This window comes from Pseudomonas sp. D(2018) (assembly GCF_005502555.1).
Lineage (GTDB): Bacteria > Pseudomonadota > Gammaproteobacteria > Pseudomonadales > Pseudomonadaceae > Metapseudomonas > Metapseudomonas resinovorans.
Window position 1 is genome coordinate 1 of sequence record NZ_SCOK01000046.1, and the last position, 16,023, is coordinate 16,023.

The following is a 16,023-nucleotide window of genomic DNA, read 5'->3' on the forward strand; positions in this document are numbered from 1 at the left end:
GCGGTCATGGAGGTGGCGGTAGTGGCAGTGGAGGCGGTGGCGGCCACGGAGGTGGTGGTAGCGGCAGTGGAGGCGGTGGCGGCCACGGAGGTGGTGGTAGCGGCAGTGGAGGCGGTGGCGGTCATGGAGGTGGCGGCAGTGGCAGTGGCAGTGGCCACGGCGGCGACGGAGGTGGCGGAAGTGGAAGCGGTCACGGCGGCGGCCACAGTGGGTCAGGCCACAGCGGTGATGGTGATGGCAATGGCCACTCCGGCAACAGTGGCCCCGGCAGTGCCAACAGCGGACCTGGCAGCGCCAACAGCGGGCGCGGAAACGACAACGATAATGACCACGATGACGGTGGGCCGCACGGTGTCGGTCATGGTGCGGATGACGGCCCCGGCCATGATGTAGGCGAGGCACATGGCGTCGGTCACGGCGCAGATGATGGTCCCAGCCATGATATGGGCGAAGCTCACGGTGTAGGACATGGGGCAGACGATGGCCCGGCGCATGATGTAGGCGATGATCGCGGCGGCGCCTAGACAGCCACTCCGCGAGCGCACAAAACCCGGCGTGGCTCCGGGTTTTGTGCTACTTGGCTGGAAATGCCGTCGGTTGTGATTGCTTGAGGGAATGGGCTTGGGATAGCCGCTCAATCAGTACCGTAGTAGATGGCGGTTGAAGCTCCGTTCGGATTGCCTGGGGCTGCCTCCCGCATCGACCTTTGTGTTCAGTTCTTCAGGAATGCCTTGAATGCATTTGCCCTCTTTCCCTTCGTCTCTACTGCCGGCGCTCATGCACGTCATGCGCCCGTTAGTGAGACTGATGCTCAGAAAAGGGGTTTCCTATAGCTGTTTCGCCGATTTGCTCAAGGAAGTCTTCGTCGATGTCGCCGAACGCGAGTTCCGCCTCGACGACAAGCCGCCGACTGACAGCAGGATCAGTTTGCTCACCGGCGTACATCGCAAGGACGTCAAACGCCTTCGGTCCAAGGTAGTTGAAGGTGCGAGCAATCTGCCAGAGAACATTTCGTTTGGCGCGCATCTGGTCAGCATATGGCTGAACAGCGCGCCTTTCTGCGCGCAGCCTGGCGAACCGCAGGCGTTGGCTCGCTTGGCCAGCAACGGCGGGGAGCGCTCGTTCGATGCACTGGTAGCGACGGTCAGCAAGGACATCCGTGCTCGCGTTGTGCTGGATGAGTGGCAGCGCCTGGGCATTGTGCGAGTCGATGACCAGGACTGTGTCCACCTGGAGACGATGGCTTTTATTCCACAACGTGGGTTTGACGAGAAGGCAGCCTATTTCCGGCATAACCTTCACGACCATGCCTGCGCGGCCGTACACAACCTTACCGAAGCGTCCGAGCCTTTCTTCGAACGCAGTGTCCACTACGACAGCCTGTCTCCAGCCGGTGTCGATCAGCTACGCGAAGCTGTTCGGGTGGAAGGCATGCAGGTCCTGATCGCGTTCAACCAACTGGCTGCGGAGCTGGAAGACCAGGATGTTCCGAGCCCCGATAGTCGGCAGCGAATCACCATCGGCCTGTACTTCTACACCGAACCCAACCCGTCAACCGTTGCCAATTCCACTGCGGCCGGTTCGTCATGAACATCGCCTCGCGCATTCTTTGCACCCTTGCATTAATAAGCGGGCCTTTGTTGTTCGTCTCGCCCTTGAGCGCAGCACCCGCCTGCCTTGAACCAGGCGGCATGGGCGGGACGGGCGCTGTTGCCACCGGCGGGATCGGTGGCACCGGAGCACCGGCCGACAACGGTGGAATCGGTGGCACTGGAGTGAGGGACGACGACGGCGGAATCGGAGGCACCGGAGCGAGGGACGACGACGGCGGGATTGGGGGTACCGGCATTGTCGGGACCATCACAGGCTTCGGTTCGATCTGCGTCAACGGCGTGGAAGTTCACTTTGACAGCAAGGCCTCGCTCAGCCAGAACGGCGTGCCTGCCAGCAGCAAGGAGCTGGCCATTGGGCAGGTCGTTGCCGTCGAGGCCCACAAGTCCTCGAGAGGGCTGGAAGCCCGAAGCATTGCGATACTCCACGCCTATGAAGGCCCGATTACAGCGGTCAAGCCGGGGGCCGCCTCCATGCGAGTAATGGGGCAACCCGTACGCGTTGCGGCAGACGCCCGTGTGCCGCAGGGCCTGCGTCTTGGCGAATCGGTTCGGGTCAGCGGCTTGCGCAATGCCCGGGGAGAGGTAGTCGCGAGCCGGATTGATCGGGCACCGGACCTTACCCAGGCAAGCGCTATTGGCACCATCGAGCGTGCCGGCGATCTTCAAGGGCTGCCCCTCAGCAAACCGCTGGCGCCAAGCACCGAGGTGCTGGTTCGCGGTACCTGGAATGGACAGCGGCTGAATGTCGCCGAGAGCCGCATCGATCCGGGGCTGCCCTTTGGCGGGCGAGCCCGTAACGCGCTGGTGGAGGGCCTGGTGCGGTCGCAGCACGGAGATCGCATCGAGTTTGGCGGGTTCACGGTCCAACTGGACCGCAGTACATCCTTCGGCAGCTCTCGGCCCGCGGACCTCGCGGTGGATCAGCGCATCCGAGTATTCGGTGTATTCGACAGCGGACGGACCATTCGTGCGGAACGGATCGAACTCGTCCGCGAACGTCCCGAAGGGGCCAATCGGCAAGGTTCCGGTCACATCGACACGGACGCATCCGAATCAGAGCACCACGAGAGCGGTAACTCCGGGCGCGACGGTAACGAATCCCGTCTGCAAAATGACACCGGAGAAACACGGGAGAGAATCGAGCGACGAGAGGAATCCGCCTCTGGTGATTTGGAACGCCGCGAGCGGATAGAAACACGAGAATCAGGCGACCGTCTTGAAACTCGGGAGCGGATCGAAATATTCGAGAACGGTGTACGTGTAGAGCGAATCGAACGGATTGAGAGAATCGAACGACCGGACCGGGCCGACAAGCCGGAACGCGTTGAACGGGTGGAGCGAGTTGAACGCGTTGAGCGCGTCGAGCGGCCCGATCATGTCGAGCGGCCGGAAAAGGTCGAACGGGTCGAACGGTTGGATCATTCCGGCCCGCATTAGGGTGGGTAAACGCAAACAACCGCAGCCATGCACGCCCCAAAACGGAATCCGGCGCGCCGTCTATGCTGGGAAGGGTGTCCCATGCCAGGCGTCAGCCTGGTAGCCAGGAGAACGGATGCCTTTCGTCCTAAGCGGTGAGGCCATCCTCGGGACAACGCATTTGATCTGAGCTTCGATGTCCGTATCGTAACGAGGTAATCATGAGCCCCACGCGCGTGATTTCACCGGGCCTGCTGGTGTTCCTGGCATTGCCGGCCTTGTCGGACGAATTCACGATGTCGATGGGGCTCGATTATTCGCGGGGCGATTATGGAAGCCCGACAACCAGTGAGACCTGGTATGTCCCAGTGGTCGGCAAGTATGAAACCGGCCCGATGATCTACAAGTTGACCATTCCATACCTGCGTATCACCAACCCGGCGGTAGGCCCGGATGGCGAACCCTTGGCGGGTGACGACTGCGGCAGCGTCGAGAGCGGCGTCGGCGACACCGTGGCAAGTGCGGATTACGCACTGCTGGACGGTCGCGATGGAGGTAGCCTGCTGGTGGATCTGGTAGGCAAGGTGAAACTGCCGACGGCCGACGAGAACCATTGTCTCGGAACCGGCAAGACTGACTACTCCGCCCAAGTCGACCTCACTCAAGCCTTCGGTGCAATCAGCGGGTTCGCCACGCTGGGCTGGAAGAAATTCGGCGATCCATCGGATACCGACTTCCGCGATCCAATCTTCACCTCGATCGGCCTGGTCACCCGCTTGGCGCCGGCCACCTCCGTGGGTGCGGCTTACGACTGGCGCGAGAAAGTGACGTCTGATGGTGACGAAATCCAGGAGTTCACCCTGTTCCTGACACAACGGCTCAGCACCGAGTGGAGGGTTCAGCTATATGCGCTCAAGGGATTTTCCGACTCCAGCCCGGATACCGGTGGCGGCTTGGTGCTCAGTCACAGGTTTTGAGCCGAAGACTCATGCACGCGTGAGACGATATTTGTCCCGGTTTTAGTCCGTCGCGAAAATAACCAGGATGGCCCGTGTTATTTTCGCGTTTCCTGTGAAAGTCCTTCGCCGTCTCGCGGCGGTCTGGAGGCTCTGATCTTCGGCACACTCGCTGCCCCAGGTGCTGGCCCGGCACAGCACCGCCGCCCGCCTGCGCCATTCACTGATCATCGGAGCCCAACACGGCACTTGCTCGGGGGGTGATAGCAGGCCCCACGAGCAGACTGACAGAGCATCGCCCGGATGCATTCCCGGAACACCGCCCATCCCGCGCCGGTTATGCGAGTGAACTCCTTCCGGGTGCCCGGTGTCTGTCTGCTGTCGGCCCATTGGGTGGATTGCATGGCCATTCGCTACTTGGGCGGCTGCGCTGTCCTTCGCTCCATCTGATCGCGTTCCTGTCTAGAGCACTTCGCGTGGCCGGCCACTTTCGCGCCCGTATGCCGGGTTTTGTCCCATCGCCATGTGAAGATTGCCCATGCCCCTATCCCGTCATTTCTCCGCCGGTGTTTCTCCGTTCCAGCCTCGCGCCTTCGCTGCCCTCTTGTTGGGTGGCCTGCTGACGGCGGGTGCGCCGGCCCAGGCCGAGGAGCCCGCCGGCAACGTGCGCTGGGTAAGCGACAGCCTGACTACTTACGTGCGCAGCGGCCCGACCGATGGCTACCGCATTGTCGGTACGCTCACTTCAGGGCAGAAGGTTGAGTTGTTGACGACCCAGGGGGACTACAGCCAGGTGCGCGGTGAGAACGGCAGCACCGTGTGGATTCCCAGTCGCGACCTGCAGGAAGTGCCCGGCCAGACCGAGCGCCTGCCTCAACTCGAACAGAAGGTGGCCGAGCTAACCGCCGAACTGGAAGGTATCGACGGCACCTGGAAGACCCGTGTGCAAGGCATGCAGGAGACGCTCGACGCGCGCAAGAAGCTGATCGACGAATTGCAGGCAGCACGCTCGGCACTGGACGCCGAACTGACTCAGGCCCGCACCGAATTGCGCGATGCGCAGGCGCAACTGGGTGAGGAGAACAAGCAGGTATTGATGCGCTACATGGTTTACGGCGGCAGCATCGCCGGTGCCGGGCTGCTCGTCGGTCTGATCCTGCCGACCATGCTGAGGGTGCGGCGCAAGCGTAACGATCAGTGGGTCTGACGACGCGAGAAGCCCATCGGCCTTCCTTGGCGGTGCGCGCCGCAACTCAGTGCGGCGCGCGGTGGCGGATGGTCTTCAGCAGGTCATCGGGGGTGATCTGGCCGACGACGCTGCTCGCTGCGCTGCCCGGTTGAGGCAGGTCGAGAATGTGCCCCTTCATCTTGCCCACCACATGCATCTCGCAGGGTTTGCAGTCGAATTTCAGGGTCAGCACTTCGTCGCCGTGGACCAGTTGCATCGGCGCCACCTTGGTGCGCACGCCCGTGACGCCCTTGGCCTGTTTCGGGCACAGGTTGAAGGAGAAGCGCAGGCAGTGCTTGGTGATCATCACCGGCACTTCGCCGGCCTCTTCATGGGCCTCGTAGGCCGCGTCGATCAGTTGCACGCCGTAGCGGTGGTAGAAGTCGCGCGCTTTCTGGTTGTAGACGTTGTAGAGGAACGACAGGTGCGCCTCGGGGTAGACCGGCGGCGGCACGCTGACGGCCTTGCGGTATCCATGCGGATGGGCGGCAACGCGGGCAGCGGTCAGGGCCTCGATGGCTTCGCGGCGCAGGGCCTTGAGCTGTGAGTTGGGGATGAAGAATGCCTGCGGGGCATCCAGCTCGATCTTCTCGGCGTAGTACTGGGTGGTGCCTAACTGACCGAGCAGGTCGTGCAGTTGTTCCAGGGCCTGTTCGGGCTTGTTCGCTGCGCCGAACGGGCCGTCCAGTGTGACCGACGCGCTCACGCCTTCTTCGCTGGTAGCGACCAGTTCCAGGCGCGCTTCGCGCAGGGTGGCCTTCCACTCGACGCCAATGCGGCGCTCGGCGGAGGTCTTCAGCAAGGCCTGTTGCCAGTTGTGGTCCAGGTTGCGGGAAAGCGGGTGGTTCGGGCGCAGACGGAAGAGCCCGGCCGGCATCTCGTTGGGCTCGACGCGGTAGCGCCAGCGCTTCTCGCCGTCTTCCTCGAACTCATCCTTGAGCTCGGCGATGTTGGCGCGGAAACCCACCACTTCGCGCTTGACCAGCACGTTGAGGCCGTCGCCGTTGGACAGCGGCTCGCGGGTCACGGCGATCAGGTCGCGCTTGCCGACTTTCTCCACTTCGCCAACCAGCAGGCCGGTGAAGGTCGGGGTGTCGAAGGCGCCGATGTCGATCTTGCGTTCGGTGACGAAGTAATCGGTGCTGCCCCGGTGGAAGGTCTTGTCCGGGTCCGGCACGAAGAAGTGGTCGGTACGGCCACTGGAGGCGCGGGCGAGGTCCGGGCGCTCGGCGAGGATGCCGTCCAGGCGCTGGCGGTAGTAAGCGGTGATGTTCTTGACGTAGCTCGCGTCCTTGTAGCGTCCTTCGATCTTGAAGGAGCGCACGCCGGCATCGACCAGGGCGCTGAGGTTGGCGCTCTGGTTATTGTCCTTCATCGACAGCAGGTGCTTCTCGAACGCCACCACGCGACCCTGGTCGTCTTTCAGGGTGTAGGGCAGGCGGCAGGCCTGGGAGCAGTCGCCGCGGTTGGCGCTGCGGCCGGTCTGGGCGTGAGAGATGTTGCACTGCCCGGAGAAGGCGACGCAGAGCGCACCGTGAATGAAGAATTCGATGGCCGCGTCGGTTTCATCGGCAATGGCGCGGATCTGCTTGAGGTTCAGCTCGCGGGCCAGCACCAGTTGGGAGAAGCCGGCCTGGTCGAGGAACTTGGCCCGTTCCAGCGTGCGGATGTCGGTCTGGGTGCTGGCGTGCAACTCGATTGGCGGGATATCCAGTTCGAGCACGCCCATGTCCTGCACGATCAGCGCGTCGACGCCAGCGTCGTAGAGCTGGTGGATCAGCTTGCGTGCCGGTTCCAGCTCGTCGTCATGAAGGATGGTGTTGATGGTGACGAACACCCGCACATGAAACTGGTGGGCGAACTCGACCAGTTTGGCGATATCCGCTACTTCATTGCAGGCGTTGTGGCGCGCGCCGAAACTCGGGCCGCCGATGTACACGGCGTCGGCGCCATGCAGGATGGCCTCGCGGGCAATGTTGACGTCACGGGCGGGGCTGAGCAGTTCTAATTGGTTTTTTGGCAGAGGCATGTCAATCACGTTCGGCACGGGTGCAAGTGGCGCATTGTAGCGGGCATGCGCCACCCGGGCATCCATCGGGTGCCGGATGGCGGTCGAGGGTCAGGTGAGGCGGGCTGGAGGAATCGAGTAGGTGCCCACCACGTGGGCCACCGGTTCATCGAGGCCCTCCGAATAGAGTGAAACCTCTCCCACGGCCAGGGTCTTGCCGACCTTCATCAGCTGGCACTCGCCAATCACGCGTTTGCGTGCTTCGGGCTTGCGCAGGAAGTTGATGGTCAGGCTGGTGGTGACCGCGAGCGGCACGATGCCGATCTCGCCCAGCAGGGCGATGTAGAGCGCCACGTCGGCAATCGCCATCAAGGTGGGGCCGGAGACGGTGCCGCCAGGGCGCAAGTCAGACTCGCCCACCTCCTGCGAAACCCGGGCGCTGCGGTCGCCCACGGCTTCGACCACGACGCGGGTCTGGGGAAATTCCTGCTGGATGAATCGGGCTATCGCTTCTTTCTTGTCGGCCATTCCGGACTCCCTGGTGTGCCATGGTCGAGCGGACGCTGCCACAACCATCCCGGCCTGTCCATGTCCGCTGCCTCAGACGCCAGAGGCGTATTTGATCTCGTGCAATAACACGCTCATGTTCCTCGACTAAGCTCCCCGGACTTGGTTTCGAAGGGTAGCCGGGATGTCTTTCATCGATTCGATCGTCGCTCAGGTTCTGGTGCTGGAAGTCGGGATTCATCACGCCTATGCGCGCCTGGCCTGCCGGACCGATGACGAGGCGCTCCACGACCTGCGAATCAACCTGCGCAAGTTGCGCAGCCTCCTGCGGCCCATGCGCCGACTGGAGGCTGCGAGGGAGCTGGATGCCGCCGCGGCTGACGTAGGCCGCTTGACCACGCCGGTGCGCGACCTCGAGGTGCTGATCGCCGAACTGCAGCGGCAGGGCTTCCATGACCAGGCAGAACGGCGCAAGCACCTGCTCGAATCCCGCTATGCCGTTATCGAGAACAGCGCCACGGTGCAACGCTTCATGGCCGTGCTGGATGGCTGGCCGGCGCGGATGCGCGAGGCCGATAGACAGGGCGAACTGGACAAGCTCCGCGACCGGGTACGGATTCGCCTGCAGCGGCAGTTACAGCGTCTACGCGAAGCACTGGCCAATCCTGCGTTCGACCGCCATGCGCTGCGTCTGCTGGTCAAGCGAATGCGCTACGTCCATGAGGCATACCCGAAGCTCTCACCCATTCCCCATGACGCCGTCCCGGCCCTGAAGGCCGTGCAATCCGCCCTGGGGGATTGGCACGACCACTTCCAGTGGTGCCTCAAGGCCGACCAGGAGGCGGACCTGCTGGTGCTCAAGGATCGCTGGGAAATCGCCGGCGAGGCGGAACTGAAGGCCGCCGAAGTCGAGCTTTCGATCCTCGCGGAGTCCCTGGCGGAACAGGCGCCCACCGGAGGGTAGGGCGCCCTGGCTATTCAAGCGACGCCAGCCATTTCGCGCTGCGGAGTAACCTCGAACAACCTGAGGCCGATGGAGCGCGCGGCCTCCAGGTGAGGCACCGGGTCGCTGGACTCCGATTCGAAGAACAATTCGGAGGTCAGCACGCGGGCACCGCAGTAGTCGAATATCCCGTGATCGATCTGCGTCTTCATGGCCTGGCTATAGCCATGCCGCTCGAAGGTGCCGGCATCCGCGCCGGCCACGCCAATCAGGTGAACCTTGAGGTTTCGCAGTTTCTTCGTCAGGCCGCCTTCCAGGCTGTACTCAAACGCCCAGCCGTTGGCGAACACGCGGTCGATCCAGCCCTTGAGCAGCCCTGGCATCGACCACCAATACACAGGGAAGACCAGCACCAGGGCGTCGGACCGGTCGATGCGGGCTTGTTCGGCGGCTACATCGGCAGGCGGTGCTACCTGGTGGCGGTGGACGGCATGGTCCGCGAGGTTGAACCTCGGGTCGAAACCTTCCTGGGCGAGATCGCCGATCTCGGCGCTGTGGCCGGCCAGGCCCAAGCCTGCGGCGACCTGTGATGCGAGGCTGTGGGTGAGCGAGCGGGGATCGTGATGGGCAACGACGATCAGGGCATGCATGGTAAGAACTCCAAGAGGCTGATTGCGGCTGAGAGACGCGCTCGATATGCTGAGCGCAAGTTACTTTCAGTAAGTTACGATTGGTAAGTTACTTTCGGTAGGTTTTCCGTGTCAACACATGAAGATCAAACGCGTCCGCGTCGCCGTTTATCCAGGGAAGAGCGGCAGCGACAACTGCTGGATACGGCCTGGCAGTTGATCCGGGAGGAGGGCACCGACGCCCTGTCCCTGGGCCGGCTGGCCGAGCAGGCCGGCGTTACCAAACCGGTGGTTTACGACCATTTCGGTACCCGGGCGGGGCTGCTTGCAGCGCTGTTCATGGAGTTCGATGCACGCCAGACGGCAGCGATGGATGCCGCGCTGCGGGCCAGTGAGGAGAGTTTGCAGGGCAGGGCGGGGGTAATCGCCTCGTCCTATGTCGAGTGCGTGCTGCTCCAGGGCCGCGAGATCCCTGGCGTGATCGCGGCACTGGCTGGCTCGCCGGAGCTTGAGTCCATCAAATGCGGGTTTGAATCGGTGTTCCTGGAGAAATGCCGCAACGCCCTGGTGCCATTCGCTGGCGGAAACGGTGTTGCCACAGCAGGCTTGCGAGCGATGTTGGGGGCGGCGGAGGCGCTGTCCCATGCCGCCGCCACCGGGGAAATCACGCCGCAGGAAGCGCAGGACGAACTCCGCGAAACCATCGTGGCCATGGTCGAGCGCAGTGCCCAGCGGGGCTGATCCCGGCCCTGATTCTCCTCAGCCCGCAACGAAAGCCGCTATGTGCCTGGCGCTGGCGTGCGGGTACTGCAGGTGCGGCCCATGGCCTGTGCTTGGCAGCGTCACCAGGTGCAGGGTGGGGAGCGCGCGGCTCAGTGCGTGCCAGTTCTCGACCGGGAATACGATGTCATGGTCGCCGCCGAGATGCAGGACCGGTGTGCTGGTGGTGCAAAGCGCATCCAGCGCAGGCTGCAGAGGGAACATCGGATTGCGCGGCCCATCCCCCAACTGCTGGCCGGCCCATTCATGGGGTACCTCGGGGCATCGCCCGTCCTGGCGTGCAGCGATGCGCTCGGCGGAGCGTACGGCGGCTTCGCGGCTGGCAGCCGACGCCGGTTCGAAGAAGAGCTTCACGAAATCCTCGAAGTCGTTTTCCCGACGTGCCAGTTCGTAGAACAGCGCCTCGCCGGTTTTCACCAGTTGGCCGGGGGGCGTAGTGCCAATCAGTACAAGATGGCTGACCAGTTGCGGCGCTTGCAGCATGGCCACCTGTGCAGCAATGCCGCCCAGGGACCAGCCGCCGAGCACGACCCTGCTCAGCCCCAAGGCGTTGATCAGTTCGAGTGTGTCGCGCGCCAGCGATGCCGGGTCATAGGTGCGCGTACCGCCAGACAGGCCCAGGCCACTGTAGTCGAACACATGCACCTTGAAGCCCAGTTCCGCGAGTTCGTCGAGAAAGGCGGGATCCCAGGAGTCCATCACACCGCGAAAACGCAGGCACAGGACCATCGGCGTGCCTTCGCCGATCACCCTGTAGGCCAGACGGCGGCCATTGCATTCAATGAACTGGTTGGGCACCTGACTGGCGGATTGGGCGTTCGGCATGACGTGGCTCCTTCTCGGCGTTGAGCGGCTGGACCAGGAATGGCGGAAATGCCGCCAGTGCGCTCCGCGGCCGCAACACCTGGTCCGCAATGCAATGGTGGCAACCATGCAGGGTAGACCAGGCTCCGGCGGCGGACTGGAGTCGTCGAGCGGTTCCTCAGTGCTCGACAGGGCCTTGACCGCCGATCGCTCGAGCGCGGGCTGCCAGTACGCGTCCATAGGCCAGGCCGATGACGCCCGCTACAACGGAGGCCGCCAGGACACCGAGCTTGGCGGCGCTCAACAGGTCCTGCTGGGTGAAGGCGAGATTGGCGATGAAGATCGACATGGTGAAGCCGATCCCGGCCAGGCAGCCGATCAGTGCCATCCAGGACCAGGTCATGCCTGGCGGCAGGATGCACCAGCCCAGTCGAACCATCAGCCAACTGGTACACAGGACCCCCAGCGGCTTGCCCACGACCAGGGCCAGCGCGACACCGGAAAGCACCGCCAGGGAGTCCGCCTCACCGAGATCCACGCCATCGAGGCTCACCCCGGCGTTGGCCAAGGCGAACAGCGGCATCACCAGAAAGGCGACCCAGGGGTGCAACGCCAGTTGTATGCGTGTTACAGGGGGCAGGAGCTCGCGCTGGGCCTGGCGGAGCTGTTTGATGGGTTGCATCAGCTCTGCGGAATCGCCGTTCGCATGATGTTCGCGCGCGGCAAGATCACTGATGGCACGGGTTGCCGTTTGCAACGGCGGCTCCGTGAGCTTGGCCGGGCGGACGGGTGTCATCAGGCCCAGCACCACACCCGCCAGCGTGGGGTGGGCGCCGGTTTTCAGCAGGCCGAACCAGAGCAACGCACCGGGTAGCAGGTAGGCATAGGCCGAACCGATTCCGATGCGCTGCAGGCCCAGCACCAGCAGGATTCCCGCTGCGGCGATGACGAATCCCTCCGGGTCCAGGCCGCCTGAATAGAACAGCGCGATGATCAGCACCGCGACGATGTCGTCGATGATGGCCAGAGCGAGCAGGAAGATGCGCACCGAAGCGGGTACCGAGCGCCCGAGCAGGGCCAGCACGCCCACCGCGAAGGCGATGTCGGTGGCCGTCGGGACCGCCCAGCCCTGGCGCAAGCCATCGGCATTGTTGAGCGAGAGATACAGCAGGGCGGGTACTACGACCCCGCCAAACGCAGCAACCATCGGCAAGGCGGCCAGTTTGATGTTGGCCAGTGCGCCTTCGTGGATTTCCCGGCGAATCTCCATGCCGACCACCAGGAAGAACACCGTCATCAGGGCATCGTTGATCCAGAAATGCAGCGACTTCGAGATGACGAAATCACCCAGCCCGAATGACAGCGGCAGGTGCCACAAATGTTCGTAGCCACTGGCATAGGGCGAGTTTGCCCAGGCCAGTGCAACGGCCGCCGCAATCAGCAGGACGATGCCGCTGGTGGCCTCGGTGTGGAGGAATTTATCAAGTACGGAGAATGCCTTGTCGGCAATGCGCTGCGCAGCCGGCAGCACCTTGGGGGAAGGGGCTTGGTTCATGGTCGCTAATACTCAGCAGCTTGTGCGGCGGCCCGACCTACACATGAAACCTGTCTGGCAACAACCAGACACCCGGCACGTAAGCTACAGCGCCTTCGCCGATTTGACTAGCCCACTTTCCCGTCCCTTCATCCAAGGGGGACGCCTCGTCCTTCACAGCAGCAAGCTGTAGATCACTTGGGCCGAGTCCTGCGGGTCCCGGTTGCATTGGAAACCCAGTTCCCGGGCGAGGGCGTGCATGGGCGCGTTCGCTGCGGCATCCATCGAGTACATTTCCTTGAAGCCATTCTCGCGGGCAGCCTGGATGAGGTGGCGCATCAGGACGGCGCCAAGCCCACGCTCCTGCCAGCCGTCAGCCACCGTTACCGCGCATTCGCATTGGCCTGGTTCAGCGGTGTCGGCATAACGACAGATACCGACTTCGACCAGCTTGCCGTCCTGGTGGACGAGCGCGACGAACGCCATCCTGCGCTGGTAATCGACGTCCATCAGGCGTTCGAGCAAGGCGGGGCTTGCTTCCTTGATCGCGCACAGAAATCGGAAATGCCGGGTTTCAGGGGACAGGTTGCGGATGAACTCGACCTCCCGCTCGCGGTCCTCCGGGCGCAAGGGTCGAATCAGCACGTGAGTGCCATCCTCGAGGGGTTCGACCCAGTGGTCTTCGGCAGATACGGCGGGGATGTCGGCGATAGACTGGGTGGACATGCTGCGTACTCCGTTCGTGATACCGGCTTTGACTTCTACGCCACCCCAACTGCGCTCATTTGATCGGGATCAAGCAATCGCTGGCGTCGTCCCATTGGCTGACGAACAGCAGGTATCGCAGTCGATACATCATGTTCATTTGCGGCGGGTCAATTCGACGGTCGATACCCGGGTGCACGCTGGTTTCATCAACCAGATGATCATCAGGAGGTTCGACATGGCCAAGATAATTCCCCTTCGTTCCGCTGCCGTTCCAACGGCCAGGCGGACCGGTTTGCGCGGCTGGATCGACCGCATGCGCAGTACCGTCGACCGTCTGGTGTATCAACTGATCAGAATCCCGTCCGGGCGTGCTGGCAGCCAGCGGAAAGCAGGGCACGATGAAAAGGGGCAGGGCAGTGGCAAGGACAATGCCAGACGTTAGTATCTGTACTAGAAACGCCCTCTCGTGCAGGGCGTTTCCGGTGCCTGAAGGGTATTAAAATGCTGGCCCTGGCGCTTCGACAAAAGTCGAGCTGACAAATCATTGGCGGGCCATGAGGCTGCTGGCACTTCAGTCATCAATTGCCTGGTATACGAGCGACTGAAAGTGTTGCCCGATTTGGCAATGCGTTGCCCAGTAGAGCTGGACCATCAGCACGGCCACCATCTCTTCCTTAGGATCGGCCAGCCAGGTCGTGCCATATGCTCCGGGCCAGCCGAACTGACCGATTGACCCCAGTGTTGCCTGATGAACAGTGTTGTCGATCACTGACAACCCAAGGCCAAATCCCTGAGCGGCCCAGAATCCGGGAATGCCCATGAAGGGAGTGGCACGCTCTTCGGGCGTCAGGAAATTTGTGGTCATCAGCTCTATTGATTTGCGGGACAGGATGCGTCCGGCGTCGCTGCGGCCGGAGTGAAGCAGCATCCGCGCAAACTTCGCGTAGTCGTCGGCGGTCGATATCAGCCCTGCGCCTCCCGATGGAAAGCCTGTTGGATTCCAGATGCGCCGTTCGGGGTGATCATGGACGATTAACTGGTTCGGCTGGTCCCCGACGACATAGCCAACTGTCAGACGCTTCAACTCGTTCACCGGAACGCTGAAGAAGGTGTCGTTCATGTCCAGAGGTTCGAAAATCCGGGATTCCAGGAATTGCTGGAACGAACACCCGGCGACGCGCCCAATGAGAAGTCCGAGCACATCCGTCGACAGTCCGTAGTGCCAACGTGTTCCCGGCTCGAACAACAAGGGAAGTTCGCCCAGCGCCCGCAGCCACCCGTCAGGATTGCCCGTGGGCAAGACCTCGGCATTGAAGCGGGACAGGGGTTCGGCCAGAGAAGGTGACGCGGTAACCGGATAGGCCAGGCCCGACCTATGCAGGAGGAGGTCGCGAACCGTGATGTCCCGTGGTGCGGGATAGACGTCGTCAAGCGGCCCGTCGGGGTTTCGCAATACCTGCCGGTTGCCGAGCTCCGGTATCCACCGGCTTATGGGATCGTCCAGCAGCAGGCGCCCCTCCTCGATCAACATCATTGCCGCAGCGCTGGTGACCGGCTTGGTCATTGAGGCAATTCGGAACAGCGAGTTTCGGCGCATCGGCGTACGCGTCTCGATGTCCTGGCTGCCCAGGACATCGCAATGAGTGAGGATGTCCTTGCGGTACACCATTGCCACCAGTCCTGCGACTTCGCTTCGCTCGACGTAGCCTTGCAGAACCGATGACAAGCGTTGCAGACGCTCCGGTGACATACCTGCATCGTTAGCTTGCATATACAGATTCCTTGATAAATTGACTTCTTCCGCAATTGCCCGCTTGAGTCTTTCCGGCTGGACAGAAGCCTTGGTTGAGTGAATATCTGGATTTCAGTCGGCTTGTCTGGTTACTTCTAAGTAGCTGCATTATTTGGGTGGAATGTTTCGTACCACTTCCTGAAATCCGCGATATAGGTTCCTGCATATCTGGGCGATCCCGGTCCGTGCTCCCTTCGCTTGTTTTCCCAAATGACAATGTCCGCCTCCAACTGGTGCCGGACGTTTTCGCATGCCGTCGCTGCGACAATTGACAGGGAGTCCAGTGCGTCTGAGTCGAACTCGTCTACAAGCAGTCGGCACACCGAGCGGATGTCCAGGGTGTCTTCGTCAATTGGCGTGGCATAAAAGGTGTTGTGGGCACGGTATTCTGGATAACCCCAGGCCGCCCCTTCAGCCTTGCCATGGCCAGGGCCGATGAGCATGGCGTTCATTTCGAAGTCGTACGGTGAGTCATTTCCCAGGGTGCTCGCCAAGACTGAGAGTTGATGCGGGAAAAGCGGATCAACCTGAACCTTGTTCGCATGCACAGGGTTGGTTCCATGCACAACATGGAAATGCTCGAAATCAACGATGTTTTCAAAGACATCCCTGACCTGGGTGCGTACTCCTGACAGAAGTATCCTTTTTGCGAATTGAGGGACGGGCGGCTCCGGATGCAGTGGAACCTGCCATTTCGGCACGCGATTCAAGGCATCGTGCCAGACCAGAATGATGTGGTTCTGCTCGATGACGGGCCACATGGAGAGATGGGCCTTGGGCGTGAGTTCGCGACAGGGGGCGTCGATGCATTGCCCGTTTTCGGAGAATTTCCAGCCGTGGAATGGACAGCGGATGGTCTCTCCTTGGACTGTTCCGCCCTTGCCCAGGTGCGCGCCCATGTGTGGACAGTAAGCGTCTGCTACGCAGGCCTTGCCTGAACCGGTTCTGAACAAAACCAGCTCACGTCCGAAGTATCGTAAGGGGACCAAGGCCCCTGGCTCCACATCGCTGGAGAACGCCACTGCGAACCAGCCGGTTGGGTAATGCCTGATCCTAGATTGATGATCGTTACTCATCACGCCTACTCCTTTAGGTATCAATCAGC

Annotated in this window: 17 protein-coding genes; 7 read left to right on the plus strand and 10 right to left on the minus strand. The window is 62.2% G+C overall.

The window, feature by feature from the left end; genetic code table 11:
* Nucleotides 1-194: hypothetical protein (locus tag FFS60_RS29500; protein ID WP_177474084.1), on the minus strand; the 194-nt coding region annotated here is incomplete at its 3' end.
* An 18-nt stretch (nucleotides 195-212) separates the two neighbouring features.
* Complete coding sequence (locus FFS60_RS22680; protein WP_137823214.1) at nucleotides 213-545, minus strand: hypothetical protein; 333 nt, start codon at nucleotides 543-545, stop codon at nucleotides 213-215.
* Nucleotides 546-735: 190 nt separating this feature from the next.
* On the opposite strand from FFS60_RS22680, the gene FFS60_RS22685 reads away from it, so the two are divergent.
* From FFS60_RS22685 to FFS60_RS22700, 4 genes are all read left to right on the plus strand, one after another.
* On the plus strand, nucleotides 736-1,590 hold the full coding sequence (locus FFS60_RS22685) for a DUF6502 family protein (protein ID WP_028628293.1): 855 nt from the start codon (nucleotides 736-738) through the stop codon (nucleotides 1,588-1,590).
* A complete protein-coding gene (locus tag FFS60_RS22690) occupies nucleotides 1,587-3,050 on the plus strand; it encodes a DUF5666 domain-containing protein (protein WP_028628294.1) in 1,464 nt (487 codons plus the stop codon). Before FFS60_RS22685 ends, FFS60_RS22690 begins: the two co-directional genes overlap by 4 nt.
* Before the next feature lie 200 nt (nucleotides 3,051-3,250).
* On the plus strand, nucleotides 3,251-4,006 hold the full coding sequence (locus FFS60_RS22695; RefSeq protein ID WP_028628295.1) for a hypothetical protein: 756 nt from the start codon (nucleotides 3,251-3,253) through the stop codon (nucleotides 4,004-4,006).
* A 517-nt stretch (nucleotides 4,007-4,523) separates the two neighbouring features.
* Nucleotides 4,524-5,192: a TIGR04211 family SH3 domain-containing protein gene (locus tag FFS60_RS22700; RefSeq protein ID WP_028628296.1), complete on the plus strand. Its 669-nt coding sequence runs from the start codon at nucleotides 4,524-4,526 to the stop codon at nucleotides 5,190-5,192.
* 46 nt (nucleotides 5,193-5,238) lie between these two features.
* On the opposite strand, the gene FFS60_RS22705 is transcribed toward FFS60_RS22700, so the two are convergent.
* Nucleotides 5,239-7,242 (minus strand): U32 family peptidase, encoded by a 2,004-nt coding sequence (locus FFS60_RS22705; protein WP_028628297.1) that lies wholly within the window; start codon nucleotides 7,240-7,242, stop codon nucleotides 5,239-5,241.
* 90 nt (nucleotides 7,243-7,332) lie between these two features.
* Nucleotides 7,333-7,749, minus strand: coding sequence for a PaaI family thioesterase (locus tag FFS60_RS22710; RefSeq protein WP_028628298.1), 417 nt, complete (start codon nucleotides 7,747-7,749; stop codon nucleotides 7,333-7,335).
* A 163-nt stretch (nucleotides 7,750-7,912) separates the two neighbouring features.
* Here FFS60_RS22710 and FFS60_RS22715 point away from each other — a divergent pair, with 163 nt between their 5' ends.
* Nucleotides 7,913-8,692: a CHAD domain-containing protein gene (locus FFS60_RS22715; RefSeq protein ID WP_028628299.1), complete on the plus strand. Its 780-nt coding sequence runs from the start codon at nucleotides 7,913-7,915 to the stop codon at nucleotides 8,690-8,692.
* Between the two features lie 14 nt (nucleotides 8,693-8,706).
* Here the strand turns inward: FFS60_RS22715 and FFS60_RS22720 are convergent, their stop codons facing one another.
* Nucleotides 8,707-9,321 carry an NAD(P)H-dependent oxidoreductase gene (locus FFS60_RS22720; RefSeq protein ID WP_028628300.1) on the minus strand — a complete coding sequence of 205 codons (615 nt, stop codon included), beginning with the start codon at nucleotides 9,319-9,321 and terminating at the stop codon, nucleotides 8,707-8,709.
* Between the two features lie 108 nt (nucleotides 9,322-9,429).
* On the opposite strand from FFS60_RS22720, the gene FFS60_RS22725 reads away from it, so the two are divergent.
* Nucleotides 9,430-10,041, plus strand: coding sequence for a TetR/AcrR family transcriptional regulator (locus FFS60_RS22725; RefSeq protein ID WP_137823215.1), 612 nt, complete (start codon nucleotides 9,430-9,432; stop codon nucleotides 10,039-10,041).
* An 18-nt stretch (nucleotides 10,042-10,059) separates the two neighbouring features.
* On the opposite strand, the gene FFS60_RS22730 is transcribed toward FFS60_RS22725, so the two are convergent.
* The 3 genes from FFS60_RS22730 to FFS60_RS22740 form a co-directional block, all read right to left on the minus strand.
* Nucleotides 10,060-10,905: an alpha/beta fold hydrolase gene (locus FFS60_RS22730; protein WP_137823216.1), complete on the minus strand. Its 846-nt coding sequence runs from the start codon at nucleotides 10,903-10,905 to the stop codon at nucleotides 10,060-10,062.
* 157 nt (nucleotides 10,906-11,062) lie between these two features.
* The gene (gene nhaA, locus FFS60_RS22735; protein ID WP_171016559.1) at nucleotides 11,063-12,439 is read right to left on the minus strand and encodes a Na+/H+ antiporter NhaA; all 1,377 of its coding nucleotides are present in this window, start codon (nucleotides 12,437-12,439) and stop codon (nucleotides 11,063-11,065) included.
* 153 nt (nucleotides 12,440-12,592) lie between these two features.
* A complete protein-coding gene (locus FFS60_RS22740; protein WP_051246572.1) occupies nucleotides 12,593-13,144 on the minus strand; it encodes a GNAT family N-acetyltransferase in 552 nt (183 codons plus the stop codon).
* Here FFS60_RS22740 and FFS60_RS22745 point away from each other — a divergent pair.
* Nucleotides 13,143-13,568 carry a hypothetical protein gene (locus tag FFS60_RS22745; RefSeq protein ID WP_137823217.1) on the plus strand — a complete coding sequence of 142 codons (426 nt, stop codon included), beginning with the start codon at nucleotides 13,143-13,145 and terminating at the stop codon, nucleotides 13,566-13,568. The two genes, FFS60_RS22740 and FFS60_RS22745, sit on opposite strands and share 2 nt — an antisense overlap.
* A 129-nt stretch (nucleotides 13,569-13,697) precedes the next feature.
* Here the strand turns inward: FFS60_RS22745 and FFS60_RS22750 are convergent, their stop codons facing one another.
* Together FFS60_RS22750 and FFS60_RS22755 are read right to left on the minus strand one after the other, a co-directional pair.
* Nucleotides 13,698-14,897, minus strand: coding sequence for a serine hydrolase (locus FFS60_RS22750; RefSeq protein ID WP_137823218.1), 1,200 nt, complete (start codon nucleotides 14,895-14,897; stop codon nucleotides 13,698-13,700).
* Nucleotides 14,898-15,013: 116 nt separating this feature from the next.
* Complete coding sequence (locus FFS60_RS22755) at nucleotides 15,014-15,994, minus strand: Rieske 2Fe-2S domain-containing protein (RefSeq protein WP_137823219.1); 981 nt, start codon at nucleotides 15,992-15,994, stop codon at nucleotides 15,014-15,016.
* Between the last annotated feature and the right edge of the window lie 29 nt (nucleotides 15,995-16,023).

Coding starts and splice junctions, on each gene's coding strand:
- FFS60_RS22685 (WP_028628293.1), top strand. CDS start 736: ATGCATTTGCCCTCTTTCCCTTCGTCTCTACTGCCGGCGCTCATGCAC.
- FFS60_RS22690 (WP_028628294.1), top strand. CDS start 1,587: ATGAACATCGCCTCGCGCATTCTTTGCACCCTTGCATTAATAAGCGGG.
- FFS60_RS22695 (WP_028628295.1), top strand. CDS start 3,251: ATGAGCCCCACGCGCGTGATTTCACCGGGCCTGCTGGTGTTCCTGGCA.
- FFS60_RS22700 (WP_028628296.1), top strand. CDS start 4,524: ATGCCCCTATCCCGTCATTTCTCCGCCGGTGTTTCTCCGTTCCAGCCT.
- FFS60_RS22705 (WP_028628297.1), bottom strand. CDS start 7,242: ATGCCTCTGCCAAAAAACCAATTAGAACTGCTCAGCCCCGCCCGTGAC.
- FFS60_RS22710 (WP_028628298.1), bottom strand. CDS start 7,749: ATGGCCGACAAGAAAGAAGCGATAGCCCGATTCATCCAGCAGGAATTT.
- FFS60_RS22715 (WP_028628299.1), top strand. CDS start 7,913: ATGTCTTTCATCGATTCGATCGTCGCTCAGGTTCTGGTGCTGGAAGTC.
- FFS60_RS22720 (WP_028628300.1), bottom strand. CDS start 9,321: ATGCATGCCCTGATCGTCGTTGCCCATCACGATCCCCGCTCGCTCACC.
- FFS60_RS22730 (WP_137823216.1), bottom strand. CDS start 10,905: ATGCCGAACGCCCAATCCGCCAGTCAGGTGCCCAACCAGTTCATTGAA.
- nhaA (WP_171016559.1), bottom strand. CDS start 12,439: ATGAACCAAGCCCCTTCCCCCAAGGTGCTGCCGGCTGCGCAGCGCATT.
- FFS60_RS22745 (WP_137823217.1), top strand. CDS start 13,143: ATGCTGCGTACTCCGTTCGTGATACCGGCTTTGACTTCTACGCCACCC.
- FFS60_RS22740 (WP_051246572.1), bottom strand. CDS start 13,144: ATGTCCACCCAGTCTATCGCCGACATCCCCGCCGTATCTGCCGAAGAC.
- FFS60_RS22750 (WP_137823218.1), bottom strand. CDS start 14,897: ATGCAAGCTAACGATGCAGGTATGTCACCGGAGCGTCTGCAACGCTTG.
- FFS60_RS22755 (WP_137823219.1), bottom strand. CDS start 15,994: ATGAGTAACGATCATCAATCTAGGATCAGGCATTACCCAACCGGCTGG.